General features: G+C 70.5%; 24 protein-coding genes. 17 read left to right on the top strand and 7 right to left on the bottom strand.

Annotated features, from left to right (window positions below; translation table 11 throughout):
• The first annotated feature begins 2 nt into the window (after positions 1-2).
• Positions 3-1,232 carry a GNAT family N-acetyltransferase gene (locus ACFY1E_RS02930; protein WP_389070631.1) on the top strand — a complete coding sequence of 410 codons (1,230 nt, stop codon included), beginning with the start codon at positions 3-5 and terminating at the stop codon, positions 1,230-1,232.
• A 7-nt stretch (positions 1,233-1,239) separates the two neighbouring features.
• Here the strand turns inward: ACFY1E_RS02930 and ACFY1E_RS02935 are convergent, their stop codons facing one another.
• Complete coding sequence (locus tag ACFY1E_RS02935; protein ID WP_389070634.1) at positions 1,240-2,049, bottom strand: Fpg/Nei family DNA glycosylase; 810 nt, start codon at positions 2,047-2,049, stop codon at positions 1,240-1,242.
• A gap of 227 nt (positions 2,050-2,276) precedes the next feature.
• Positions 2,277-2,762 (bottom strand): ribose-5-phosphate isomerase, encoded by a 486-nt coding sequence (locus ACFY1E_RS02940; protein ID WP_389070637.1) that lies wholly within the window; start codon positions 2,760-2,762, stop codon positions 2,277-2,279.
• A 216-nt stretch (positions 2,763-2,978) separates the two neighbouring features.
• On the opposite strand from ACFY1E_RS02940, the gene ACFY1E_RS02945 reads away from it, so the two are divergent.
• Positions 2,979-4,406 (top strand): amino acid permease, encoded by a 1,428-nt coding sequence (locus ACFY1E_RS02945; RefSeq protein ID WP_389070639.1) that lies wholly within the window; start codon positions 2,979-2,981, stop codon positions 4,404-4,406.
• Between the two features lie 23 nt (positions 4,407-4,429).
• On the opposite strand, the gene ACFY1E_RS02950 is transcribed toward ACFY1E_RS02945, so the two are convergent.
• Positions 4,430-6,214, bottom strand: coding sequence for a protein kinase (locus ACFY1E_RS02950; protein WP_389070641.1), 1,785 nt, complete (start codon positions 6,212-6,214; stop codon positions 4,430-4,432).
• A 259-nt stretch (positions 6,215-6,473) separates the two neighbouring features.
• Here ACFY1E_RS02950 and ACFY1E_RS02955 point away from each other — a divergent pair, with 259 nt between their 5' ends.
• Positions 6,474-7,205 carry an LPXTG cell wall anchor domain-containing protein gene (locus ACFY1E_RS02955; RefSeq protein WP_389071602.1) on the top strand — a complete coding sequence of 244 codons (732 nt, stop codon included), beginning with the start codon at positions 6,474-6,476 and terminating at the stop codon, positions 7,203-7,205.
• Between the two features lie 79 nt (positions 7,206-7,284).
• On the top strand, positions 7,285-8,616 hold the full coding sequence (locus ACFY1E_RS02960; RefSeq protein WP_389070643.1) for an FAD-binding oxidoreductase: 1,332 nt from the start codon (positions 7,285-7,287) through the stop codon (positions 8,614-8,616).
• Here the strand turns inward: ACFY1E_RS02960 and ACFY1E_RS02965 are convergent.
• A complete protein-coding gene (locus ACFY1E_RS02965; RefSeq protein ID WP_389070645.1) occupies positions 8,603-9,181 on the bottom strand; it encodes a biotin transporter BioY in 579 nt (192 codons plus the stop codon). The genes ACFY1E_RS02960 and ACFY1E_RS02965 overlap by 14 nt on opposite strands.
• Positions 9,182-9,604: 423 nt before the next feature.
• Here ACFY1E_RS02965 and ACFY1E_RS02970 point away from each other — a divergent pair, with 423 nt between their 5' ends.
• The 8 genes from ACFY1E_RS02970 to ACFY1E_RS03005 all read left to right on the top strand — a co-directional run bounded on the left by ACFY1E_RS02970 (position 9,605) and on the right by ACFY1E_RS03005 (position 18,293).
• The gene (locus ACFY1E_RS02970) at positions 9,605-10,780 is read left to right on the top strand and encodes an ROK family protein (RefSeq protein ID WP_389070647.1); all 1,176 of its coding nucleotides are present in this window, start codon (positions 9,605-9,607) and stop codon (positions 10,778-10,780) included.
• 241 nt (positions 10,781-11,021) lie between these two features.
• On the top strand, positions 11,022-12,089 hold the full coding sequence (locus tag ACFY1E_RS02975; protein ID WP_389070650.1) for an ABC transporter substrate-binding protein: 1,068 nt from the start codon (positions 11,022-11,024) through the stop codon (positions 12,087-12,089).
• Between the two features lie 5 nt (positions 12,090-12,094).
• Positions 12,095-12,943 carry an ABC transporter permease gene (locus tag ACFY1E_RS02980; RefSeq protein ID WP_389070652.1) on the top strand — a complete coding sequence of 283 codons (849 nt, stop codon included), beginning with the start codon at positions 12,095-12,097 and terminating at the stop codon, positions 12,941-12,943.
• Positions 12,919-13,635, top strand: a complete 717-nt coding sequence (locus tag ACFY1E_RS02985) for an ABC transporter ATP-binding protein (protein ID WP_389070655.1) — start codon at positions 12,919-12,921, stop codon at positions 13,633-13,635. The genes ACFY1E_RS02980 and ACFY1E_RS02985 overlap by 25 nt, the downstream gene beginning before the upstream one ends.
• 164 nt (positions 13,636-13,799) lie before the next feature.
• Positions 13,800-15,140, top strand: coding sequence for an LLM class flavin-dependent oxidoreductase (locus tag ACFY1E_RS02990; RefSeq protein ID WP_389070657.1), 1,341 nt, complete (start codon positions 13,800-13,802; stop codon positions 15,138-15,140).
• 15 nt (positions 15,141-15,155) lie between these two features.
• Positions 15,156-16,052 carry a TauD/TfdA dioxygenase family protein gene (locus ACFY1E_RS02995; protein ID WP_389070660.1) on the top strand — a complete coding sequence of 299 codons (897 nt, stop codon included), beginning with the start codon at positions 15,156-15,158 and terminating at the stop codon, positions 16,050-16,052.
• 113 nt (positions 16,053-16,165) lie between these two features.
• The gene (locus ACFY1E_RS03000; protein ID WP_389070663.1) at positions 16,166-17,548 is read left to right on the top strand and encodes an amino acid permease; all 1,383 of its coding nucleotides are present in this window, start codon (positions 16,166-16,168) and stop codon (positions 17,546-17,548) included.
• 103 nt (positions 17,549-17,651) lie between these two features.
• Complete coding sequence (locus ACFY1E_RS03005; RefSeq protein ID WP_389070666.1) at positions 17,652-18,293, top strand: superoxide dismutase; 642 nt, start codon at positions 17,652-17,654, stop codon at positions 18,291-18,293.
• Positions 18,294-18,416: 123 nt separating this feature from the next.
• Here the strand turns inward: ACFY1E_RS03005 and ACFY1E_RS03010 are convergent, their stop codons facing one another.
• Positions 18,417-19,037: a histidine phosphatase family protein gene (locus tag ACFY1E_RS03010; protein WP_389070668.1), complete on the bottom strand. Its 621-nt coding sequence runs from the start codon at positions 19,035-19,037 to the stop codon at positions 18,417-18,419.
• Positions 19,034-20,473: an FGGY-family carbohydrate kinase gene (locus tag ACFY1E_RS03015; RefSeq protein ID WP_389070670.1), complete on the bottom strand. Its 1,440-nt coding sequence runs from the start codon at positions 20,471-20,473 to the stop codon at positions 19,034-19,036. The genes ACFY1E_RS03010 and ACFY1E_RS03015 overlap by 4 nt, the downstream gene beginning before the upstream one ends.
• A gap of 342 nt (positions 20,474-20,815) precedes the next feature.
• On the opposite strand from ACFY1E_RS03015, the gene ACFY1E_RS03020 reads away from it, so the two are divergent.
• The 5 genes from ACFY1E_RS03020 (at position 20,816) to ACFY1E_RS03040 (ending at position 24,719) form a co-directional block, all read left to right on the top strand.
• Positions 20,816-21,649 (top strand): DeoR/GlpR family DNA-binding transcription regulator, encoded by an 834-nt coding sequence (locus ACFY1E_RS03020; protein ID WP_389070673.1) that lies wholly within the window; start codon positions 20,816-20,818, stop codon positions 21,647-21,649.
• Complete coding sequence (locus tag ACFY1E_RS03025; protein ID WP_389070675.1) at positions 21,627-21,860, top strand: hypothetical protein; 234 nt, start codon at positions 21,627-21,629, stop codon at positions 21,858-21,860. The genes ACFY1E_RS03020 and ACFY1E_RS03025 overlap by 23 nt, the downstream gene beginning before the upstream one ends.
• Positions 21,857-22,879, top strand: a complete 1,023-nt coding sequence (locus ACFY1E_RS03030) for a 2-hydroxyacid dehydrogenase (RefSeq protein WP_389070676.1) — start codon at positions 21,857-21,859, stop codon at positions 22,877-22,879. Before ACFY1E_RS03025 ends, ACFY1E_RS03030 begins: the two co-directional genes overlap by 4 nt.
• A gap of 103 nt (positions 22,880-22,982) precedes the next feature.
• The gene (locus ACFY1E_RS03035; RefSeq protein ID WP_389070679.1) at positions 22,983-24,407 is read left to right on the top strand and encodes an FGGY family carbohydrate kinase; all 1,425 of its coding nucleotides are present in this window, start codon (positions 22,983-22,985) and stop codon (positions 24,405-24,407) included.
• An 84-nt stretch (positions 24,408-24,491) separates the two neighbouring features.
• On the top strand, positions 24,492-24,719 hold the full coding sequence (locus tag ACFY1E_RS03040) for a hypothetical protein (protein ID WP_389070682.1): 228 nt from the start codon (positions 24,492-24,494) through the stop codon (positions 24,717-24,719).
• 3 nt (positions 24,720-24,722) lie between these two features.
• Here ACFY1E_RS03040 and ACFY1E_RS03045 read toward each other — a convergent pair whose 3' ends face one another.
• On the bottom strand, positions 24,723-25,388 hold the full coding sequence (locus tag ACFY1E_RS03045; RefSeq protein WP_115908144.1) for a DsbA family protein: 666 nt from the start codon (positions 25,386-25,388) through the stop codon (positions 24,723-24,725).
• Positions 25,389-25,478: the final 90 nt, after the last annotated feature.

Here is a 25,478-nt window from a genome sequence, read left to right on the forward strand (position 1 = left end):
TCATGGGGACTGACTTGCGCGTACTGCGCCGGGAAGACTGGGACGAGTGGTACGACAACCTGATCCGCGCCTTCGGCGGGATTCCGGAGCCGGCCGAGGAACGGGCGCTGTTTCGTGAGCTCACCGAGACGGATCGTTCCCTCGGTGCCTGGGACGGTGACGCGTGCGTCGGGACGGCGGGCGCGTTCTCCTTCCGGCTGACCGTGCCCGGCGGGGCCGCGGTGTCCACGGCGGGCGTGACCATGGTGTCCGTGGCGGCGACGCACCGGCGGCGCGGGGTGCTGACGTCCATGATGCGGCGGCAGTTGGACGACGTACGGTCCTGGGGCGAGCCGCTGGCCGTCCTGACGGCGTCCGAACCCGCGATCTACGGACGGTTCGGGTACGGCGTCGGGACGTACCACGTCAACGCCGAGATCGACACGACTCGTGTACGGCTGTCCGTGCCGCCCGGCACGGATGACGTACGGCTGCGGTACGCCGAGCCGGCCGACGTACTCGACGCGTGCGAGGCGGTGTACGCCCAACTGGTCGCGCGGCGGCCCGGGATGGTGGCGCGCATTCCGGGCTGGGAGCGGCTGTGGCTGCTCGACCCGGAGAGCGAGCGGGACGGTGCGTCGCCGCTGCAGTGCGTGCTCGCGGAGCGGGACGGCGCGGTCGTCGGCTACGCCCGCTTCCGGATCAAGGGGGACTGGGAGGCCGCCGGCCCCAAGGGGACGGTCGTCACACAGGACGTGGAGGCACTGGACCCGGCGGCGCACGCGGCGCTCTGGCGGTTCCTGTTCGAGATCGACCTGACGTCGCGGATCGACGCGCGGCGGCGACCGCTGGACGAGCCCTGGCAGCACATGGTGTCCGACATCCGCCGCTGCTCGCTGCTGGTCCGGGACTCGCTGCACGTACGGCTGGTGGACGTCGGCGCCGCGCTGCAGGCACGCACCTATCAGGCGCCGGTGGACGTGGTGCTGGAGGTCGAGGACGCCTTCTGCCCCTGGAACGAGGGCCGTTGGCGGCTGACCGGCGATCCGAAGGGTGCGTCGTGCGAGCGTACGGCGGACGCCGCCGATCTCGCCCTGTCCGTACGGGAGTTGGGCTCGGTGTACCTCGGCGGGGTCCCGCTGGCGTCGCTGGCGGCGGCCGGCCGGGTGCGCGAGCTGCGCCAGGGCGCACTGACGGAGGCGTCGCTCGCGTTCGGCTCGACGGTGGCGCCCTGGCTGCCGCACGGGTTCTAGCGGCGCGTCAGCGCTGTTGGCAGGTGGGGCACCAGAAGAGGTTGCGGGCGGCGAGGTCGGCGGTGCGGATCTCTTCGGCGCAGATGTGACAGGGGAGGGTGGCCCGGCGGTAGACGTACACCTCGCCGCCGTGGTCGTCGACGCGTGGCGGGCGGCCCATCGCCTCGGGGGTGTGCTCCGGGCGGACGGTGTCGATGCGGTTGTTGCGGACGCCCTCGTGCATCAGCTCGACCAGGTCGGACCAGATCGCGTCCCACTCGGCGGGGGTGATGTCCTTGCCCGCGCGGTACGGGTCGATGTTGTGCCGGAAGAGGACCTCGGCGCGGTAGACGTTGCCGACGCCGGCGATCACCTTCTGGTCCATGAGGAGGGCGGCGATCGTCGTACGGCTGCGGGAGATTCGGCGGTACGCCGTCTGCGGGTCGGCGTCCTCGCGGAGGGGGTCGGGGCCGAGGCGGGCGTGTATCGCGTTCTTCTCGGTGTCCGTGATCAGGGCGCAGGTCGTGGGGCCGCGGAGGTCCACGTACGACGTGTTGTTCGCGAGGCGGAGGCGGACGGTGTCCGTGGGTGGGGGTGGTGGGGCCGCGCCGAAGGTGACCTTGCCGAAGAGGCCCAGGTGGATGTGGACCCAGTCGGTGTCCCGGAAGCCGAGGAAGAGGTGTTTGCCGTGGGCGTCGGTGTGGGTGAGTTCGGCGGTGTCGAGTAGTTCTGCGGCGTCGGAGAACTTGCCCTGGGGGCTGGTGACGTGGGGGGTCGTGCCGAGGAAGCTTGTGGCGTAGTCCTTGGCGAGGCGGTGGATCGTGTGCCCCTCTGGCACGGTGGCTCCTGTTCGTCTGCGGGTGGGCGGACGCGGGTTTCCTCGCCCCCGCCGCCCTTACCCGTTCCCGTCCCCAGGGGCTGCCGCCCCTTCGACCCCGCCCAGGGGGCTTCGCCCCCTGGACCCCCATCGGCCTGACGGCCTCGTCCTCAAACGCCGGACGGGCTGAAAAACTCAGGCACCGGACGGGCTGAGAAGAAAAGCTCGGGCGCCGGACGGGCTGAGCATTACTGCTGTGGGTGGTGGGGCGGGATCGGGGGCAGGTCGCCCGTCGTCTCGTACTCCGCGAGCATGTCGATTCGGCGGATGTGGCGGGCGTCCTCGGAGAACGGGGTGCCCAGGAAGGTCTCGACGAACTTGGTCGCCTCCTCCTGGGTGTGCATGCGCGCGCCCACCGCGACGACGTTCGCGTTGTTGTGCTGGCGGCCGAGGGACGCCGTCTCCTCGCTCCAGGCGAGGGCCGCGCGGACGCCCTTGACCTTGTTCGCCGCGATCTGCTCGCCGTTGCCGGAGCCGCCGATCACGATGCCGAGGGAGCCCGGGTCCGCGGCCGTCCGCTCCGCGGCGCGGAGGCAGAAGGGCGGGTAGTCGTCCTGGGCGTCGTAGATGTGGGGGCCGCAGTCGACGGGGTCGTGGCCTGCCGCCTTGAGCCACTCGACGAGGTGGTTCTTGAGTTCGAAGCCCGCATGGTCGGAGCCGAGATACACGCGCATGGTTCCGAGTGTGACACGGCTGTTTCCGGGCAGCAGCCTCGGGTGGCGGCCGGGAGGGAAGGCGGTCCAGCACAGCGATCCCGACCAAGGAACCTCAAGGAAACCTCAAGTAACGATCTGGATTCAAAGGTTCACGAATCCCTTTGCCTCCGTTTCACTGGACCAACTCGTACGCGACCCGTACGTGACCGCTCACCCGGCGCAAAGGAATTCCCCATGACTGGTCTCCAGGCCGGACTGAAGAACCGCCATCTGTCGATGATCGCCATCGGTGGCGTCATCGGCGCCGGCCTCTTCGTCGGCTCCAGCTCCGGTATCGCCACCGCGGGACCGGGCATCCTCCTGTCGTACGCCCTCGTCGGCACGCTCGTCGTCCTGGTGATGCGCATGCTCGGCGAGATGTCCGCCGCCAACCCGACCTCCGGCTCGTTCTCGGCGCACGCGGACCGGGCGCTCGGCCGCTGGGCCGGGTTCTCCATCGGCTGGCTCTACTGGTTCTTCTGGGTCGTGGTGCTCGCGGTGGAGGCCACCGCCGGGGCCAAGATCCTTGCGGGGTGGGTGCCGGCCGTTCCGCAGTGGGGCTGGGCCCTGATCGTGATGGCGGTGCTGACCGCCACCAACCTCGTCTCGGTCGGTTCCTACGGCGAGTTCGAGTTCTGGTTCGCGGGGATCAAGGTCGTCGCGATCGGTGCGTTCATCGTGGTCGGCGGGCTCGCGGTCTTCGGGGTGCTGCCGGGCGTCGACAGCGACAAGGCGGGCCTGGGCAACCTCACCGGTCACGGCGGCTTCCTGCCCAACGGGCCCGGCGCGATCCTCACCGGCGTACTGCTGGTCGTCTTCTCCTTCATGGGCAGCGAGATCGCGACCCTGGCCGCGGGTGAGTCGGAGGACCCGCAGCGGGCCGTCACCAAGTCGACCAACAGCATCATCTGGCGGATCGGCGTCTTCTACCTGGGCTCGATCTTCGTCGTGGTGACCCTGCTGCCGTGGAACGACCCGTCGATCAAGAAGCAGGGCTCCTACGTCGCCGCCCTCGACTCGCTCGGGATCGCGCACGCCGGTCAGATCATGAACTTCATCGTGCTGACGTCGGTGCTGTCCTGTCTCAACTCGGGTCTGTACACGGCCTCCCGGATGGCCTTCTCGCTCGGCGAGCGGGGGGACGCGCCGAAGGCGTTCGCCAGGACCACCTCGCGGGGCGTTCCCATGGCCGCGATCGTCGCGTCCGTCGTCTTCGGGTTCGTCGCCGTGTTCTTCAACTACAAGTTCCCGGACTCGGTCTTCCTCTTCCTGGTCAACTCCAGTGGCGCGGTGGCGCTGTTCGTGTGGCTGGTCATCTGCTTCTCGCAGCTGCGGATGCGCAGGATCATCCAGGCCGAGGCGCCGGAGAAGCTGGTCGTGAAGATGTGGCTGTACCCGTATCTGACCTGGGCGACGGCCGCGCTGATCGTGTTCGTGCTCGGTTACATGCTCACGGACACGGAGCACGACGGGCGCGAGACCGTACTGCTGTCGCTGCTGGTCGCGGCGGTCGTGCTGGTCGTCGCCGTGGTCAAGGAGAAGGTGCGCGGGGGCGGCCGGGCCGCTGTCGCGGGCGCGGCCCCGGCGGAGGTGCGGGGGCAGGACAAGGTCAAGGCCGGCTGACGCCGGCGCCCCCGCTTCACCGCTCACAGCACCGTGAAGCTGTCCTTGACACTGTCGTAGGTCTTCAGGGCCCGGGCTTCGGTCTCCGGCTGGTACCAGGTGTTGATCTGGTACGACTTCCCGTCCTGGTCGAAGCCCAGCAGCCGGGCGTGCCAGGGGGTGCCCTTCATGGAGAAGGTGTACTCCCAGGCCACGGCCGGGTTGCCACGGAAGGTCGTCTTCTCCAGGCGGATCTTCCGGTAGTCCTGGCCCTGGTGGGCGGCCCGCTCCGACTTCTGCCAGGTCTCCATCAGGTCGCCGCGGGCGAGGGACGACTTGGCGACCAGTTCCTGTGTGCCGTCGGGGGACGTGTAGTGCACCTCGGCCCCCGTCTTCAGATCCCGCCGCCAGCCCTGCGGTGGCGCCCATGCGAATCCGCCTGCCTCCCGGTGCGCGCCGGGAGGCAGGCTCTGCGGCCTGGACGTGCCTTCCACGGTGGGCGACGGGCTGTCGCGGGGCGTCGAGGCGGACGTCGTCGGTGCGGTCGAGGAACCTGCGCGCTCGCCGCCGGGTGATCCGGAGTTCGTCAGGAGGAATACGGCGACGAGGGCACCGGCCGCCACCAGACCGCCGGCGGCCACCAGTACGGCGCGGTGGCGACTGCGGTGCGGGACGTCGGAGCCGTTCCGATGGGCCGGGTTGGCGGACGAGGTCTCGGAGCGGGCCTCCGAGCGCAGTTCGGAGGGGACTTCGGTGGATGCGTTGAGCGGTGCCCGCGGAGACGGGGGTGTGGCGGGAGGTTGTCGAGCTGCCGTGTGGTGGGGCGAGGCCTCGCGGACGGTGGTCGGCGCCGGGGGACGGAAGTCGTAGGTGTCCGGCGGTTCCTGGGGTACCGCGTCCTCGATGGGAGCGGGCGCCGGCTGCCTGGGGTCGCGTGCGGCACGTACCAGACGCGTGTCCAGGTAGGCCGGGGTGGGCCCTTCGGCCGCAGGAGTCTCGGCGGGGCTCGGATCGGCAGCCTTCTCCTCCGCCGCACCATCGCCCTCTCCCTCGCCCACGGGAAGAGTCGGGGTGGGTGCCGGGTACGCGACCCGGCGCAGGGCCTCCTCCAGGTCGGGCAGGGCCGGGCGGACCGCCGGTTCCTTCTCCAGCAGGGCTGCCAGGACGTCACGCAGGGGGCCGGCCGCGGCGGGGAGTGCGGGCTCCTCGTAGAGGACCGCGTGCAGGGTGGCCAGGGTCGTGTCGCGGGAGAAGGGGGAGCGGCCGCCCAGGGCCGCGCAGAGTGTCGCGCCCAGGGACCACACGTCCGACGGCGGGCCCTGGGGGCGGCCGGAGATGCGTTCGGGGGCCATGTAGTCGGGGGAGCCGACGAGCATGCCGACCATGGTGAGCGCCTTGGCGTCCTGGATCGCGGCGATGCCGAAGTCGGTCAGGACGATGCGCCTGCCGCCGTCCTCCACCAGGACGTTCCCGGGTTTGATGTCCCGGTGCAGGACACCGCGTGCATGCACCTGCCGCAGCGCCGCCACCAGTCCGAGCCCGATCCGTGCCGTCTCGCCCGGTCCCAGCGGCCCCTCCTCCACCATGATCCGTTCGAGGGAGCGGCCGACGACCAACTCCATGACGATCCACAGGCGTTCGCCCTCGTCGACCACGTCGTAGACCCGCACGACATTGGGATGGTCGATCCGTGCGGTGGCCCGGGCCTCCCGCAGCGTGCGTTCGCGGCGGGTGCGGGTGTCCTCCGCGTCCAGGCCGTCTATGCGTATCTCCTTGACGGCGACCGGGCGGTCGAGCATCTCGTCGGCGGCTCGCCACACCCGCCCCATTCCTCCCTGGCCGATGCTTTCGACCAACCGGTAGCGTCCCGTCACCAACAGCCCTGGAACTCCGCCGCTTGTCTCATTCCCCGGCAATCCGCTGCACCCCCTCAGCCACCGAAATTCCCTCGGCTACCTCAATTACCTCGACCGCGCCCCGACTGAAACACAATGGTCACACTTCATGACGTACCAGCATAGTGCGGAGAAATCTTGTGGTAGCTCTTCAAGTACTGCGAATTCAGGCGCAGCCAAGGGGGATGTGAACATGAGTTCTCGTCGCACGACGACCATCGCGGGATCGCTGGTCGCGGCATCTTTTTCGGCGGTGATGATCCTTTCCTTCACCGCCAGCGCGGACGACCAGGGGCCGGGCAGCAGCAAGGGGGGAAAGGCCGTCGACGAGGCACCGGCAGGCGTGAAGCTGACCACGCTCCTGCCCTCCAGGATCTCGGTCGACAACGGCTCGCAAAAGACGGCTCTCACCGCCACGGTGAAGAACGGGGGGACCAAGGACAGCGGAAAGATTCAGCTTCTGGTCGTCGGTTTCGACGGGCTCACGGTCAAAAGTGTTCAAGGCTGCTCCAAGATTGACGGAAAGAATCTTCCGGCCGGCTCGAACAGCGGTTTCTCCTGCCCGATCGACAATCTTGCGGCCGGGAAGTCGAAGTCGTTTGCCGTCGATGCCACGTACGACCTGCACAAGACCGGCAAGATCTGCCTGCCGGTGCAGTCCGGTGACGGGAAGAAGACGTACTGGCAGCAGGGCCCGGTTCCGTTCGGCACGACCAACCCGTCGCCGAACGCCCCGGCCACACCGCTGCTCCTCGGCACCGACAACAAGCCGGTGGCCCCGAGCGGCGGCAAGGAGTTGCCCAAGACCGGTGTCGGGCGCGATGTCCTGCCGCTGGGCGCGGCGGGCGCCTCGCTGATCGCGGCCGGTGCGGCGGGCCTGTGGTGGTCCTCCCGGCGGCCGACCCCGCAGCGGCTGCGCGGCTGAGCCCCTCGGGCACACCGGTCGCCACTTCGCCCGCATAACCTGACGGAACCTGTCAGGTTATGCGGGCACGATCCGTTTCATGAACTCCGCCGACCACACCACTGACCTGCTCGCCCTCCGTCCCGGCGAGCCCGGTTACGACGACGAACTCGCCGGTTTCCAGACCGGTTTCGCCCAGCGGCCCGCCGTCGTCCTCGCCGCCGCCTCGGCCGACGACGTGATCGCCGCCGTGAGGTACGCGGCCGAACACGAACTGCCGGTCGGCGTCCAGGCCACCGGGCACGGGCTGCCCGGCGCCTCGGAGGGCGGGGTGCTGGTGACGACGAAGCGGATGGACCGGGTGACCGTCGACGCCGAGGCGCGCACCGCCCGCGTCCGGGCCGGCGTCCGCTGGGGGCAGGTCGTGGCGGCCGCCGAGCCGTACGGTCTGGCGCCGCTCAACGGCTCAGCGCCGAGCGTCGGCGCCGTGTCCTACACGCTGGGCGGCGGACTGGGCATCCTGGCCAGGGAGTTCGGGTACGCAGCCGACCATGTGCGCTCCCTGGACCTCGTCACCTCGGACAGCCGGCTCCGGCATGTGACCCCGGAGTCCGACCCCGACCTGTACTGGGCCCTGCTCGGCGGCGGCCACAACTTCGGCGTCGTCACCGAGCTGGAGATCGGCCTCGTACCGGTGCGGACGCTCTACGGCGGTTCCCTCGCGTTCGACGGCCGCCAGGTCGACCCGGCGGCCCTGCTGCGGGCGTACGAGCAGTGGACGCGGACCGTGCCCGACGGGCTGACCTCGTCCTTCGCGGCCGTACCGTATCCGGACATCCCGGCGTTGCCGCCGCATCTGCGGGGTCGGTACGTCGTCTCCGTGCGTGTCGCGTACATCGGGGCCGATGGTGAGCAACTCGTCGCCCCGCTGCGTGAGCTGGGGCCCGCGCTCGCCGACTCCCTGCGCGAGATGCCGTATGCCGAGAGCCACACCATCCACAGCGACCCCGACTTCCCTCATGCGTACTACGGGGACAGTGCGGTGCTGAGCGAGCTGGACGTGGAGCGGGCCGGTGAGGTGCTCGCCGCCGTGGGGCCGGATGCGGGTGGGCCGATGTGCGTCCTGCAGATCAACCACCTGGGCGGGGCGCTCGCCCGGCCTGCGCCGAACTCCGTGCCGTACCGCGAAGGGCGGTTCCTGGTGCGGCTGCTGACGGTGGGCGACCGGGACGCGGCGCGCACGGTGCTGGATCCGGCGTTCGCGCCGCTCGCTCCGGTCACGATCGGACGGGCGCTCAACTTCGCCTTCGGCGGCGGGGACCGGACGGACGGGCTGTACGACGCCGGAACGCTGAAGAGGCTCGCCGAGCTGAAGTCTTCGTACGACCCGGCGAACCTCTTCCGCAGGAACTACAACCTCAGCGCTTGTTGACCAGCTTCCAGGCGGTGGGCATGACGCCCATCGCCAGGGCGGCCTTGAGGGCGTCGCCGATCAGGAACGGGGTGAGGCCGGCCGCGATCGCCGCGGACGCGGACATGTCTGCGGCGTAGGCCAGATACGGGACGCCGACGGCGTAGATGATCGCCTCGCCGAGCAGCATGGTGCCCGCCATGCGCAGCACGGAACGGTCGGCGCCGCGGCGTGCCAGGGCGCCCACGACGGTGGACGCGAGGAGCATGCCGAGGATGTAGCCGAAGGAGACGGAGACACCGGAGCTGCCGCCCGCGAACCACGGCACACCGGCGAGACCGGCCAGCGCGTACAGCACGAGCGAGGCGAGGCCACGGCTCGCGCCCAGCGTCGTGCCGACCAGCAGCGCGGCGAAGGTCTGGCCGGTCACCGGCACCGGGGAGCCCGGGACGGGCACGGAGAGCTGGGCCGCGAGGCCGGTGAGCGCGGCGCCGCCGAGCACGAGTGCCACGTCCCGGACGCGGGAGGCGGGCAGGAGGTCGGCGAGGACCTCGCGGGGGCGGGCGGTGGCGGCAGCGGTGCTCATGGGGACTCCGCGGGTGACGGGGACATGCTGGGACACGGTGACGCTATCCCGGCGGCCTCGAGCCGATCACCGTCAGCGGTCGACAAAGGCTGGAACGCGAGCTTGGTGGGCTTCGAACAAACAGTGCTGGTTACACGGGGTTTCGCGTGACACCGGTCACTGAGGCAGGGAGGCCGTGCTCACTCAGCAGCACGCAGACAGCTCTGTAGGGTCCCACCAAATGAATCCTAGTGGTCTGGCCGGATTCACCTTTTCTGGCCTACCCTTCGAGCCATGGTTGCCCAGGCCCGGAACTTCACGTCGCGTCGCTATGTCGACCTGCGACGCCAGGGTGCTGCCACCTGTCGCCGTCCGGTGTGAGGCGGGCCGCGGCACGCCTCGACCTCCGAGACGTGTCGGCCCCGTTCCCGAGGACGGTCTCCCATGCCCTCTGCCCCGGCATCCACCCTTGCCTCCCCTGCGACCCCTTCTGCCCGTCGCCGTACCAGCGCGAGCGTCGTGCTGCGGTCCGTGCTGGAGCACGGTCCGGTGGCCCGCAGCACCATCGCCCGGCTGACCGGTCTGTCGCCGGCGTCGGTGACGGACTACTGCGCCCGGTTCGCCGAACTGGGCCTGATCCGTGAGTCGGCCGCGCCCCGGCGGTCGAACGGGGTGGGCCGCCCGCATGTCCCCGTCGACCTGGACGATTCCCGGTTCGTGGTCGGCGGGGTGCATGTCGCGGTGCGCTACACCACGGTCGCGCTGCTCGATCTGCGCGGCCGGGTGGTGGCGCTGCGCGAGCTGAAGCACGAACGCACCGATCCCGGGTGGGTGCTGGCCCGGGCCGCCGAGGGGCTCGGGGCGCTGCTGGCCCAGAACCCCCGTTGCAGAGCTCTCGGTGTCGGCGTGGCCGTCGGCGGCTGGGTGGACCGGGAGTCCGGGACCGTGGTCGAGCACGCGCTGCTCGGCTGGCGGGAGGTCGCGGTGCGGGAGGTGCTCGGCGAGCACACCGGGCTGCCGGTCCATGTGGACGGCCACGCGCGGGCCCTGGTCAACGCGGAGCGGCTGTTCGGGCGGGCGCGGGGCAGCGGGAGCATGCTGCATCTGTTCGTCGGCAATGTCGTCGACGCGGCGTTCGCCACCCATGACGAGGTGCACCACGGGCCCCGCTCCCAGGCGGGCGCCATCGCGCATCTGCCGGTGCCGGGCGGCACGGAGCCCTGCGCCTGCGGGCGGACCGGCTGCCTGCAGGCCGAGTTGAGCGAGCGGACGCTGTGCCGGCGGGCGCGGGAGGCGGGCGTGACGGACGGCGTGAACCCCATGCATGTGGTCGCGGCGGCCGCCGCGGACGATCCCGAGGCGGTACGGCTGCTGGTGCAGCGGGCGGGTGCGATCGGGCGGGCGGCGCGGCTGCTGCTCGATGTGCTCAATCCGGAGACGGTGGTCGTGACGGAGGTCGGGATCATCCACCGGGAGGACTGCCTGAACGCCTTGCGCGAAGGGGTCGGCGACGAGCGCGCGGCTGCCGTGGTGCCGACGAGTTTCCCGGATTCGGTGCTCGCGGTGGCGGGCGGTTCGGTGGCCCTCGACGTGCTCTACCGGGATCCGCTGGCCACTTGACCTGAGGCTATTTAATTCAGAATCGCCGAATATTGACAGGGCTCGACGCCGACCAGGAACATCGTACTCATGAGCCCGATCGTGAGCTGTCGCACCCTTTGTTGCTGACACGTTGCCGCGTGTGAAGCGCTCATTTCCTGCTGTGTGAATTCCTTTCCTCTGGCCGTCTGTCGCCCGGAATTCCGCATGCCTTTCTTTCCCTTCTTCCCCTTCTTTCCTTCCCGACTCACGGAGTCCTGCCATGCCTTCTTCTCCCGTGCCCGGTCTCGACCGACGGCTCTTTCTCACTTCAGTGCTCGGTGCCGCGGCCGGTGTCGCCGGTCTGACCGGCTGCGCGGGCGGCAGTGCATCCGCCGACAGCAAGGGCGTCTCGACCGCGCCGCTCGCCGACAAGGTTCCGGCCGGTACGAGCCTGAAGATCGCCTCGTATCAGAACACCGAGCAACTCCAGTTCAAACTGGCCAAGTTGGGCGACCTGCCGTTCAAGGTATCGAACTGGCTGAACATCGGTGCAGGGCCGGATGTGATCAACGCTTTCCGCGCCAAATCCCTGGACGTCGCCAACAATGCGGGAATCCCGCCGATCCAGGCGCACTACCAGGGCTTCGACGCGAAGATCGTCGCGATCAACATCACCCGCAAGCCCAATTACCTCTTCGCCACCAAGCCCGGCAGCGACATCCGGTCGGTCGCCGACTTCAAGGGCAAGAAGCTCGCCTTCTCGCAGGGCCAGGCCCAGGGTGTCGTTCTCCTGCGGGCGTTGAAGAAGGCGGGCCTCAAGTACGACGAGGTCGACCTCGTCCCGCTCACCAGCAACCAGTTCCTGACCGCCCTGCAGTCCGGCCAGGTGGACATCGCGCCGCTCCCCAACCAGCAGGCGCCCGCCTATCTCGGGCAGTACGAGTCCAAGGGCGCCCACGCCATCACCACGGACGTCGTCGACCTCCTCAATCTGCTGTGGGCGCCGACCTCCGTGCTCAACGACCCTGCGAAGGCCGCCGCGGTCGCCGCGTACATCCCGTACTGGGCCAAGGGCCAGGTCTGGATCTACGAGAACCCCGACGCCTGGAACGAGGAGTTCTACGTCAAGACGCAGAACCTGACCCCCGCGCAGGCCCGGGGCATCAGCAAGCTCGCCAACAAGCCGCTGTTCCCGCCGAGTTGGGGCGAGGCGATCAAGTGGGAGCAGGAGACCGCCGATCTGCTGGCCGAGGGCGGCTTCGTGAAGAAGTTCGACGTCTCCTCGCTCTTCGACCACCGCTTCGAGTCCATCGCCGCCAAGGCCGTGCCGGCGGAGTACCGGAGGTGACCGCCATGACCACCACCACGCCCACCGCGCTCCCGGCGCAGGCTCGGGAACAACGGAGCCGTACCATACGGCGCCGCCGCCGCGGCCTGTCCCCCGGCAGGCGGCTGCCCGCCTCCCGGCTGATCGGCCCGGTGCTCTTCCTCGCCCTGTGGGCCGCCGCCTCGGCCGCCGGACAGCTCGACCCGGCCGCGATCCCGGCGCCCTGGACGGTGCTGCGGACCGCGGGCCGGCTGTGGAGCGCCGGGACGCTGCCCACGGACATCCTGACCTCCCTCGAACGGGCCGCGTACGGCTTCACCATCGGTCTCGCGGCCGGTGTCGTGCTGGCGCTGGCCGCCGGGCTCAGCAGGGTCGGCGAGGCGCTGATCGACGGGACGGTGAACCTCAACCGGGCGATCCCGACCCTCGGTCTGATCCCGCTGTTCATCCTCTGGCTGGGCATCGGCGAGGCGTTCAAGATCGCGATCATCGCGATCGTCGTCTACGTCCCGATCTATCTGAACACGCACTCCGCGCTGTCCGGCATCGACAGCCGCTTCGTCGAACTCGCCGAGGTGCAGGGGCTGTCCCGCTTCCGGTTCATCCGCCAGATCGTCATACCCGGCGCCCTGCCCGGATTCTTCGTGGGACTCCGGCTCGGGGTGACCGGCTCCTGGCTGGGTCTGGTGGTCCTGGAGCAGATCAACGCCACCAGCGGACTCGGCTACATGATGTTCCAGGCCCAGAACTACGGCCAGTCCGACGTCATCCTCGTCGGCCTGCTCGTCTACGGGATCTTCGGCCTGGTCTCCGACAGCGCGGTCCGTCTCATCGAACGGAGGGTGCTGTCATGGCGCCGCACACTGAGCAGCTGACCCGGCCCGCGGTCCAACTCCGTGGGCTGACCCGGTCGTTCGAGGGGCGGACCGTCCTCGACGGCATCGACCTCGACATCCCGGCGGGACAGTTCACCGCCCTGCTCGGGCACAGCGGCTCCGGCAAGAGCACGCTGCTGCGGGCGATCGCGGGCCTGGACCACAAGGTCGCCGGCAGCGGGCAGCTCACGGCCCCGGAGCAGGTGTCCGTGGTCTTCCAGGACTCCCGGCTGCTGCCCTGGCGGCGGGTCCTGGACAACGTACTCCTCGGCCTGGACGGCAGGGACGCCGAGCAGAAGGGCCGCGAGGCCCTCGCCGAGGTGGGCCTGAAGGGCCGCGAACGGGCCTGGCCGAACGAGCTGTCCGGCGGCGAGGCACAGCGGGCCGCGCTCGCGCGGTCGCTGGTCCGCGAGCCCGAACTGCTGCTGGCCGACGAGCCGTTCGGGGCGTTGGACGCGCTGACGCGCATCAAGATGCACGCCTTGCTGCGGGAGCTGTGGAAGCGGCATCAGCCGTCCGTGCTCCTCGTCACCCATGACGTGGACGAGGCGATCGTGCTCGCCGACCGGGTGCTGGTGCTCGACTCCGGGCGGATCTCGCTCGATCTGGCCATCGACCGGGATGCGGCGGCGCGCGGCGAGTACCGGGAGCGGTTGCTCGCGGCGCTGGGTGTCACCGAGGCGGTGGGGTGACCGCCTGGGGGTTGCCGCCCCCAGACCCCCGCTTTTCGGCCTGAACGGCCTCGTCCTCAAACGCCGGACGGGCTGAAATGCCGCGACCGGCACTCGCCAGAACCGGACGGGCCGAAAGACCAAGCCCCGTCCAGCGTTTTCAAAACCTGCCCGAAGGACACCCCATGCCCCGCCAGCTTCACCTCAACGCCTTCCTCATGAGCACCGGCCACCACGAAGCCTCGTGGCGGCTGCCGGAGAGCGATCCGTACGCGCACGTCGAGCTGGACCACTACGTGCGGCTCGCCCGGATCGCCGAACGCGGCACCTTCGACTCCCTCTTCCTCGCCGACGGGCCACAGCTGTGGGGCAATCTCGCCCAGCGGCCCGCGGGCGCCCTGGAGCCGCTCACCCTGCTGACCGCGCTGGCGACGGCCACCGAGCACATCGGGCTGATCGCCACCGCCTCCACCTCGTACAACTCCCCCTACAACCTGGCCCGCAAGTTCGCCTCCCTGGACATCATCAGCGGCGGCCGCGCGGGCTGGAACATCGTCACCACGGCGGGTGCCGAGGCCGCACGCAACTTCGGCCTGGAGCACGAGCCCGCCCACGCCGACCGGTACGCCCGCGCCGCCGAGTTCCTCGACGTGGCGCTGAAGCTCTGGGACAGCTGGGAGGACGACGCCATCGTCGCCGACAAGGCGGCCGGCGTCTGGGGCGACGACGCGAAGATCCATCCGCCCCGGCACAAGGGGACGTACTTCAGCGTCGAGGGCGCGCTCAACGTCCCTCGCTCGCCCCAGGGTTATCCGCTGCTCGTGCAGGCGGGGTCGAGCGAGGACGGCAAGGCGTTCGCCGCGCGCTACGCGGAGGCGGTGTTCACCGCCCAGCAGACCCTGGCCGACGCGCAGGCCTTCTACACCGACCTCAAGTCCCGTACGGCCGTGGCCGGCCGGGATCCCGGGCTCATCAAGGTGCTGCCCGGGATCGTGCCGGTCATCGGGTCCACGGAGGCCGAGGCCCGGGCGAACGAGCAGGTCCTGGAGGACCACATCGTGTACACGCACGGCGTGGACCGCCTGGAGCGTCTGCTCCAGCTCCCGGAAGGGACGTTGGAGTTGGACTCCCAGCTGCCGGCCGACCTGCCGCCCGAGGACGCCATCGAGGGTGCCAAGAGCCGCTACACGCTCATCGTCGAACTCGCCCGGCGCGAGCACCTCACCGTCCGGCAGCTGGTCGGCCGGCTCGGCGGCGGACGCGGCCACCTCACCTTCGCGGGCACGCCCGAGCAGGTCGCCGACGCGATCGAGACCTGGTTCACGCAGGGCGCCGCCGACGGCTTCAACATCATGCCCGCCGTGCTGCCCTCCGGTCTCGAGGCCTTCGTCGAGCAGGTCGTCCCGATCCTGCGTGCCCGTGGCCTCCTCCGCACCGAGTACGGCCCCCGCCGGACCCTCCGGGAGCGCTACGGCCTCCCCCGCCCCGCCAACCAGTACTCCACTCAGGAACCCGCCCTCGTCTGAAAGGACCGGCCACACATGTCCACCATCGAAATCCAGAAGGTCACCGCCCACATCGGCGCCCGTGTCTCCGGCGTCGACATCTCCAAGCCGCTCGACGAGGAGACGACCGCCGCCGTCCGCGAAGCCCTCAACGTCCACAAGGCGCTCGTCTTCGACGACGTGAACCTCGACGACGCAGGCCAGCAGGCCTTCGTCCGCCACCTCGGCGACATCACCACCGCCCACCCGACGGTCTCCTCCGTGGACGGCGTCCCGAACGTGCTGCCCGTCGACAGCGAGCGCGGCCGCGCCGCCAACCACTGGCACACGGACGTCACCTTCGTCCTGAACCCGCCGCAGGCCAGCACCCTGCGCAGCATCACGATCCCGCCGTACGGCGGCGAGACCCTGATCGCCAACTCGGCGGCCGCCTACCGCCAACTCCCCGAGTCACTGCGCCAGTTGGCGGACACGCTGTGGGCGGAGCACACCAACGACTACGACTACGCCGTACCGGAGGAGGAGCTCGACGAGCAGCAGGCCGCCCAGCGCGCCCAGTTCACCTCGATCAAGTACCGCACGGTCCACCCGGTGGTCCGCGTGCACCCGCTGACCGGCGAGCGCGGGCTGTTCATCGGCGGGTTCGCACAGCGCATCGTGGGCCTGTCGCCGGGTGAGTCGCGGAAGATCCTCGACCTGCTGCAGGCGTATGTCACGCGGCCGGAGAACATCCTGCGCCACCGCTGGTCGGAGAACCAGCTCGTCCTCTTCGACAACCGCATCACCCAGCACTACGCCGTCGACAACTACGACGGTCTGCCGCGCCGCCTGCACCGGGTGACCGTCGCCGGTGACATCCCGGTCGGCATCGAGGGCAAGGAGAGCTACTCGATCGAGGGCGACGCCTCGCACTACACCTCCGTAGCCGCATAGTCACAGCACGTACCGGGCCTGTCCGGATACTGGGCGGTCTCTCCTTCTGAGCGGAGAGGCCGCCCAGACTGTGGGCGTTTTTGCCCATCTCATGGACTGGACGAGCCGCGCCCATGCCCAGCAGCACCACCGAGGTCGAGTCGCCGCCGCAGGCGGACGCCGACGCCACCCTGTCCCACGGCCTGAAGCAGCGCCACCTGTCGATGATCGCCCTCGGCGGGGTCATCGGCGCCGGCCTGTTCGTCGGTTCCGGAGCGGGTATCGCCGCCGCCGGACCCTCCATCGTCGTCGCCTACACGCTCTCCGGTCTCCTCGTGATGCTGGTGATGCGGATGCTCGGCGAGATGTCGGCCGCGTATCCGTCGTCGGGTTCGTTCTCGGCGCACGCGGAGCGGGCGATCGGGCCCTGGGCGGGCTTCACCGCCGGCTGGTCCTTCTGGGTGCTGCTCTGCACGGCGGTCGGCCTGGAGGGCATCGGCGCCGCGAAGATCGTGACGGGCTGGCTGCCGCACACGCCCGAGTGGGGCTGGGTGGCCCTGTTCATGGTCGTGTTCTGTGTCGCGAACCTGGCCGCCGTGAAGAACTTCGGCGAGTTCGAGTTCTGGTTCGCGGCCCTGAAGGTCGGCGCGATCAGCCTGTTCCTGGTCCTTGGCGTCCTCGCCATCGCGGGCGTCCTCCCCGGCACGAGCACTCCGGGCACGTCGAACCTCACCGAGTTCCTGCCGAACGGCAGCGAGGGCCTGATCGTCGGCGTGCTCGCCTCGATCTTCGCGTACGGCGGTCTGGAGACCGTCACCATCGCGGCGGCCGAGTCGCAGGACCCGGTGCGGGGCGTGGCGAGCGCCGTCCGTACCGCGATGTGGCGCATCGCGCTGTTCTACATCGGCTCGATGGCGGTCATCGTGACGCTCGTCCCCTGGGACTCGAAGGACGTCGTCGAGAAGGGTCCGTACGTGGCCGCCCTCGACCACCTCGGCATCCCGGGCGCCGGGCAGCTCATGAACGTGGTCGTCCTGGTCGCCCTTCTGTCGGCCATGAACGCCAACATCTACGGCTCCTCGCGCATCGCCTACTCGCTCGTCGAGCGCGGCCAGGGCCCGAAGGTGCTGGGCCGGGTGTCGGGCGGCGTGCCGCGGACCGCCGTCCTCGCCTCGTCCGTCTTCGGTTTCGTCTGCGTGGTGTTGAGCTACTGGCGCCCGGACGACGTCTTCCCCTGGCTGCTGAACATGATCGGGGCGGTGATCCTGGTCGTCTGGATCTTCATCGCGGTCAGCCAGCTGCGGCTGCGGGCCCGGCTGAACCGTCAGGCGCCCGAGAAGCTGGTGGTGCGGATGTGGGCGTTCCCGTGGCTGACCTGGGTGGCGCTGACGGCCATGGCGGCGATCTTCGTCCTGATGGCCCGGGAGCCCGGCACCCGGGTGCAGCTCTACTCCACCGGCGGGATGACGGCCGTCCTGGCGGCGGTGGGGTACGCCTGGCAGCGGGCCAGGCGCTGACCACAGCCGCCCCGCGACGAAGCCCCCGTGTACGCACGGGGGCTTTTTGTTGCTAGCGTGTAGTTGCAAGTTACTTGCAATAAGAGTTCCGGAGGGGACCCGCATGCCCGTCTACACGCTTCCTGACCTGCCGTACGACTACTCCGCACTCGCACCCGTGATCAGCCCCGAGATCATCGAGCTGCACCACGACAAGCACCACGCCGCGTATGTGAAGGGCGCCAACGACACGCTGGAGCAGTTGGCGGAGGCGCGGGACAAGGAGTCGTGGGCGGCGGTCAACGGTCTGGAGAAGAACCTGGCGTTCCATCTGTCCGGGCACATCCTGCACTCGATCTACTGGCAGAACATGACCGGTGACGGCGGCGGTGAGCCGCTGGCGGCGGACGGTGTGGGCGAGCTCGCGGAGGCGATCGCCGAGTCCTTCGGGTCGTTCGCCGGCTTCCGGGCGCAGCTGTCGAAGGCGGCCGCCACCACGCAGGGCTCGGGCTGGGGCGTCCTCGCGTACGAACCGCTGAGCGGTCGGCTGATCGTCGAACAGGTCTACGACCACCAGGGCAATGTCGGGCAGGGCTCGGTGCCGATCCTCGTCTTCGACGCCTGGGAGCACGCCTTCTACCTCCAGTACCGGAACCAGAAGGTGGACTTCGTCGAGGCGATGTGGCGGGTCGTCAACTGGCAGGACGTGGCGCGCCGTTACGAGGCTGCGAAGTCCCGTGCGGACGTACTGCTGCCGGCCCCCTGACCCTGTGAAGCGTCCTGCCTCGTGATCGTCTTCTCACCGTTCATGCGGGCAGGCGGAAGGACGGAAGCCCCCGCGAGGACGTGACTCGCGGGGGCTTTCCGGTTACGCCGTTCTAAGCCCGTTCTAAGCCGCGTCAGGCTCACACGGGAGGTTCAGTGTGATCAGCCCGACCGACCCGGCGCTCATACGGAGTTCGGTGACCGCGGCGTTGCGCAGTCGCGGGAAGACACGGCGGTAGTGGCCCAGCGGGATGGACAGCAGGTCGCACAGGACCAGCCGGAGCAGGGTGTTGTGGGCGACGACCAGGACGCGTTCGCCCTCGTGGGCGGCGGCGATGCGATGCAGGGCGGCAGCGCCCCGGTGCGCCGCGGCCGTGGGGTCCTCGGCGCCGGGGAAGGGGTGCGTCACGGGGTCGGCACGGAAGGCCTCCGCCGCCTTCGGGTCCTCGGCCGCGAACTCGGCGAGCGTACGGCCCTCCACCACCCCGAAGTCGCATTCCCGCAGGTCGGCTTCGCGGCGCGGGGTGAGGCCGAGGGCACGGCAGGCGGGTTCGGCGGTGACGATCGCGCGCGAGACGGTGGACGTCCAGATCGCGTCGACGGGATGAGCGGCGGCCCAGCGCCCGAGGGCCTCGGCCTGGGCACGGCCGGTCTCGGTGAGGGCGACGTCGCTCACGCCCGCGTAACGGTTCTCCGCGTGCCAGACGGTCTGGCCGTGACGGGCCAGCAAGAGGGTCGTGGTCATGAGCCCGCAGTATCCCGGCCCAGGCGGTCGTGTGCGTGTGCCGCCACCGGTGGTGGAAGCCAGCCGCGGGCCGACAGTTCGTCGATGAGGCGGGTGTACGGCTCGGCGAACAGGGCCGTGCGGGCGGGGTGGGGGGCGAGGACGGTGTGGATGCGGAGCATCCGGTCGGCCACGTCCGTCAGGGGGCCCGCGCCCGTTCCGTGGGCGGCCAGGGCGGCCATGCCGAGGGCCGGTTCGGTCTGCTCCGGTACGCGGGCGGGGCGGCCGAGGATGTCGGCGCGGAGCTGGTTCCAGTACGGGCTGCGGGCGCCGCCGCCGGTGAAGGTGAGCGGGCCGTCCATCGGGGCGCCCAGGTGGTGCAGGTAGTCCAGGCAGAGCCGTTCGGTGAAGGCGACGCCCTGCAGCAGCGCGGCCCACAGGTCGGCCTCCCCCTCGGGTTCGCCCAGGAGCAGGGCGGAGGCGTGCGGCGCCAGGAACGGGAAGCGTTCGCCGCGCGACACGAGCGGGTACGCCACCGCGCCCGAGGGTTCGTAAGCGGCCGCCCGTTCGTCCATGACCCCCGGGTCCGCGCCCGCGAAGGCGGCGGTCAGCACGCCCGCGCCCACGCTCGACGCCCCTCCGGGCAGCCAACCGCCGTCCGGTGCACGGTGGTTGTAGACCACTCCGGTCGGGTCGCGGACAGGCTCGGCGGAGGCGCCCTTGAGGACGAGCGTCGTGCCGAGCACCGAGTTCCAGGAACCCGGCCGCAGCGCCCCGGACGCGATCTGCGCCGCGCAGCCGTCGGTCATCCCGGCGATCACCGGGGTGCCGGCGGGGATGCCGGTGGCCTCCGCGGCGGCCGGGCAGACCTCGCCGAGCGGGGTGCCGGGACGTACGACCTCGGGCAGGTCGGGCGCGCCGGGGATGTCCGGCCAGGCGTCGCCCTCCACGTCGTAGGCCGTCTTGAGGGCGTGGCTGGAGTCGGTGGGGACCGGACGGCCGACGAGCCGGGCCGCGACGAGGTCGGGCTGGTGGGTGATGCGCCCCGGCCCATGGGTGCGCAGGAGCCACAGTGCCTTCGGCAGCCCCCAGGTGTTCTGCACCGTGAGTCCCGCCCCTCGCAGCCGCTCCGCCTCGGCCCAGGCCCGCCCGTCGTCGTACATCAGCGCGGGGCTCACCGGCCGCCCCGCCGGATCCGTCAGCAGCACGGTCCCGGACGTCCCGCACACCGCGAGCCCGCCGATAGGGCAAGGCCGTTCCCGGAGGGTGACGCGGGCCGCCGTGCAGACCGCCGTCCACCACTCCTCCGGATCCTGCTCGTGCCGCACCCCGTCACGACTCCCCGTCAGGGGGGCCGATCCGGCCCCGAGGACCGTGCCGTCGGCGGCGACGAGCAGCACACGGACGCTCTGCGTGCCCAGGTCGATCCCCAGCCACGCCTCGCCCTCGTATCCCATCCGGACCTCCCACGGATCGCGACCCGGGATGTGAACTTCTCACTCTGCACCGAGATTTTCGTCTGCGCGAGGGATTGACGGTCATCTTCCGCCGTTACACCCTCTGTTAGCGAGTCGACTCGACGTGTGAACCCACACGGCGCACCGGGCCCCACCCCACCCGGAGGTCACGGATGGACCCGCACGTGCACGACCGCCGACGCTTCCTCGCCCCACCGCCCGGGCCGCCGACACGAACGGGCTGCGGTCCGACGATCCGGTACGGCCGACGGTACGGCCTGAGAACCTGCTGCTGTTCGAGGCCGACGGACCCCAGGGTCCAGGACGACTGATCGGGACACGATGAGCAGCAACAGCGGTGGCAGCGCACACCAGCAGGGGCCCGCGGCCCGGCAGGCCGCCATGGCCGAACAGGTCCTGGCCGACGGTTCGGCGACCGCGGCCGAGCTCGCCGAGCGGTTCGGGGTGAGCCTGATGACCATTCACCGGGACCTCGACGAGCTCGAACGGCAGGGCCTCGTCCGGAAGTTCAGGGGCGGCGTGACCGCGCAGCCGTCGGGCGTGTTCGAGTCGAACGTGCAGTACCGGCTGAAGACCATGCGGGCGGAGAAGGCCGCCGTCGCCGAGCAGGCGCTGAGGTCGATAGAGCCCGGCATGGCGATCATGCTGGACGACTCCACCTCCACCCTGGAGATAGCCCGCAGGCTGCGCCTCGGCGGGATCACCCCGCTGACGGTCGTCACCAACTTCCTGGAGGCGATCAATCTGCTCGCCGACCAGCGGGGCATCCATCTGATGGCACTCGGCGGCGACTACGACCCGCTGCACTCCTCGTTCCTCGGGGTGTCCTGCGTGGAGGCCGTGCAGTCGCTGCGGGTGGACGTGTGCTTCGCGTCGACATCCGCCGTGCACGGAGGTTACGCCTACCACCAGGAGCAGCACATCGTGTCGGTGAAGCGGGCGATGCTCGACTCGGCCGCCCGCAACGTCCTGCTGATCGACCACACCAAGCTCGCCCGGACCGCCCTGCACCGGGTCGTCCCGCTCTCCCGCTTCGACCTGCTGCTCGTGGACGACGGGGCGTCGGCGGAGGCACTGCGGGACCTGGACGAGCACAAGGTCACCTATCAAGTCTGCGCGACGAGGGGCGGCGATGACCGAGCCGGAGTCACGTGATCTGCGCAAGTCCCACCGCTCGCGGCGCCGCCCGGCCGTGGACGCCGCACGCGGGTTGGGGAACACCGTCATCTTGGTCACGCACGACCAAGGGGAGGCTCTCTCCCTCGCCGAGCAGGTGCGCCCCGCCCACGACGACCGGGTCCGTGTCACCGCCGGTCCCGACCACACCCATGTCTTCGAGGCCGAGACAGGAGACTCCCTGCGATGAGCGAACCCGTGCGTGCCGTCGCCGCCGGCGACCACTTCATCCTGCCGTCGCTCATCACGGCGGCGCTGCGCCAGGAACTCGCATGTGAGGTGCGTGAGTTGACCCTCGGCTGGCCCCTTGAGCCCTTCGGCCCGGTGGCCGAGGTGTCGGAGGCCAGCGACGCCGAGGACGAGCTGATCGACGCGCTCGCGGGGGCGCAGGTGCTGGTCACCCAGATGGGCCCGGTGACGGAGCGCGTCCTGGACGCCTGCCCGGACCTGCGGCTGGTGGTCGTGTGCCGGGGCGGTCCGGTCAACGTCAACCTGGACGCGGCCAAACGGCACGACGTCCGCGTCTGCTTCGCCCCCGGGCGCAATGCCGCCGCCACCGCCGAGTTCACCGTCGGCCTGATGCTGGCGGCCCTGCGGCGCATCCCGCAGGCCCACAGCCTCCTTGCGGGGGAGGGAAGCTGGCAGGGGGCGACGTACTACACGTACGAACACAGCGGACTGGAGCTGGAGGACCTGCCGGTCGGGCTCGTCGGTTACGGGGCTGTGGGCAGCCGGGTCGCTCGGGCGCTGTGTGCGTTCGGGGCGCAGGTGATGGTCTACGACCCCTATGTGCGGGGTGAGATCCATGGGCTGCGGGTGTTCTCGCTGGACGAACTTCTGCGGCGGTCTCGGGTGATCAGCCTGCATGCGCGGCTCACCGACGAGACTCGGGGCCTGATCGGTGGGCGCGAACTGGGGCTGCTGCCTCGGGGGGCCGTGGTCGTGAACGTGGCGCGCGGACCGCTGCTGGACGAGGACGCGTTGTGCGACGCGTTGGAGAGCGGGCGGCTGTCGGCTGCCGCCCTCGACACCTACGCGACGGAGCCCGTGCCGGAGGGGTCGCGGTTGTTCGGGCTGCGGGAGCGGGTGGTGATGACGCCGCATCTGGGTGGGGCTTCGCGGGCGGTGGCGTCGAAGGCTGCGGGGATCGCTGCCGCTGAGGTGGGGCGGTGGGCGAGGGGGGAGCCCCTCGCGCACGCGTTGACATGACTGCCGGGGAGGGTCGTTTTTTGTCTGCTGCGCCATCGTGGCTGGTCGCGCAGTTCCCCGCGCCCCTATAGGGCGGTTACCGGACCGCAAGGGAGAGAGCGCTATGTACGTTGGAATTGACGTAGGTACCTCCACGGTGAAGGCCGCCGCGTTCGACGGTGCGGGGCGTGAACTTGCCGTTGAAGCGCGGCCGGTGGGGCTGGCGCTGCGCGGTGGGGTCATCGAGCAGGACATGGAGGAGGTGTACGCGGCCGTGGTCGGGGTGCTTGAAACGCTGACCGCGCGAGTGCCCGAACCGGTGGAGCTGGCCGGGCTCACTGGTCAGGGCGACGGCGTCTGGCTCGTCGACAAGGGCGGGCGGCCGGTCCGACCCGCTGCCTCCTGGATGGACGGGCGGGCGCACGAGCTGCTTGATCAGTGGCTGGCGGACGGGACCTTCGAGACGGTGTTCCGGCGGACGGGCAGTGCCATGTTCCCGGGTTGTCCGGGGCCGCTGCTGGCCTGGTTCGACCGCTACGAGCCGAACTCCCTCGACGCGGCGGCCACCGCCCTGTACTGCAAGGACATGGTGTTCCGGCGGCTGACGGGGGCGCCGGTGACGACGGATGTGTCGGACGCTTCGATGCCGTTCCTCGATCCGCGGACACGGACGTACGACAACCGGGTGGTGGAGCTGCTGGGACTGACCCACCGCCGTGGGCTGCTCGCTCCCGTCGGGGATCCGATCGCGACGGCCGAGGCCCGCGGCGAGGGCCTGCCGGCCGGCACGCGGCTGGCGAACGGCCCGTACGACCTCCCGTCGTGCGCGCTCGGTGCGGGTGTCACGACCCCCGGGGACGGGCTGCTCATCGTCGGCACCTGTCTGGCCAGCCTGGTCGCCACGACCGATCTCGACCTGACCGGCGAGCCGGCCGGCCTGTACATCTCCACCGACCGTCCCGGTCACTGGCTGCGCGCCATGCCCGCGATGGTCGGCACGGCCGCCCTGGACTGGGTGCTGTCGACGACCGGCGTCCACCACGAGGAGGTCGACGGTCTGCTCGCCGCGACCCCGCCGGGCGCGAACGGCGTCCGCGTCCTGCCGTACTTCGCCCCGTCCGGCGAGCGCGCGCCTTTCGTCGAGCCGCGGCTGCGTGCCGAACTCACCGGTGTGTCCCTGGAGTCGACGAAGGGTGACCTGATCCGCGCCACCTGCGAGGGCATCGGGTACGCCGCCCGCCACTGTCTGGAGGCGGCGGGCCTCACGGGCTCGCTGGCCGTCTGCGGCGGGGGGACGCGCAGCCCCGCCTGGATGCGGTTGCTCGCCGATGTCCTGGGGCGGCCGTTGCGGGTCGTCGAGGGTGAGGTCGGCGCGCGGGGCGCGGTGTTGGCGGCGGCCGAGCGGTACGGCGTCACCCTGGACGCGAGGGCGTGGACCGAGCCGACGGCGGTGGTGGAGCCGGACGCGGCCAGAGCGGCCCACTACGCGAAGGCCTACGAGGACCATCTGTCCCGGCTCGCGCAGGCGCGGGGAAGGGCGCGGGCCTGAACGACGCACCACCGGGACTCGACGATTCCGGGGGCACGGGGGCCGAACAGGCGCTGTACTACCGGTGACGGCGAGGAGGCGCTGATGTTCTTCAAGGACAAGCACTGCCCGACCTGCGGGGGCAGCGGCACCCAGGTGTTCAGGCCGCTCAACGAGAAGGAAAGGGCGACCGTCGAGCCGGAGCACCGCCGGTTGACCGACCTGTGGCGCTGCACCGCCCCGGGCTGCCGGTGGTACCAGCGCTGGAGCAAGCAGAGCGCGGGGGGCCGGCTTCCGGAGGAGCTCAAGAATCCGGAAGCCGACCCTGGCTGATGCCTACAGGTTGCTGAAGTCCGGGCCCTTCGTGCGCGTGCGCTTGATCTCGTAGAAGCCCGGGACCGAGGCGACCGCGAGCGTGCCGTCCCAGAGGCGGGCGGCTTCCTCGCCCTTGGGGGCGGGGGTGACGACCGGGCCGAAGAAGGCGATCTGCTCGCCGTCGGGGCCGGGGACCGCGATGACCGGGGTGCCGACGTCCTGACCGACCTTGTCGATGCCCTCCTTGTGGGAGGCGCGCAGCTCGGCGTCGAACTCGAAGTCCTTCTGGTCGAAGTACTCGATCAGGTCGGCGGGCAGGCCGACGTCCGCCAGGGCGCCTTCGACGGCCTCGCGGGTCGGGCCCTGGCCCTCGTTGTGGATACGGGTGCCGAGCGCGGTGTACAGCGGGCCGAGGATGTCGGAGCCGTGCTTCTGCCAGGCCGCGGTGACCACCCGGATCGGCTGCCAGGCCTTGGTCTCCAGCAGCTCGCGGTACTCCTCGGGCAGCTCGTCGATCTTGGGCTCGTTGAGGACCGCGAGGCTCATGATGTGCCAGCGGACCTCGATGTTCCGGACCTTCTCCACCTCCAGCACCCACCGGGAGGTCATCCAGGCCCAGGGGCACAGCGGGTCGAACCAGAAGTCGACGGGGGTCTTCGCGGCGGAGCTGCTCGCGGTCTCGGACATGGCTCTCCTAGGAAAAGCGTTCGTTTCAATCCGCAACAGCAGCCCTCCCCGTCCCCATTCCCGAGTGCCCGGTGCCAGTGCCCCGTGGCA

The sequence above is a fragment of the Streptomyces sp. NPDC001604 genome, from assembly GCF_042893475.1.
In the GTDB taxonomy this organism is placed as follows: Bacteria; Actinomycetota; Actinomycetes; order Streptomycetales; family Streptomycetaceae; genus Streptomyces.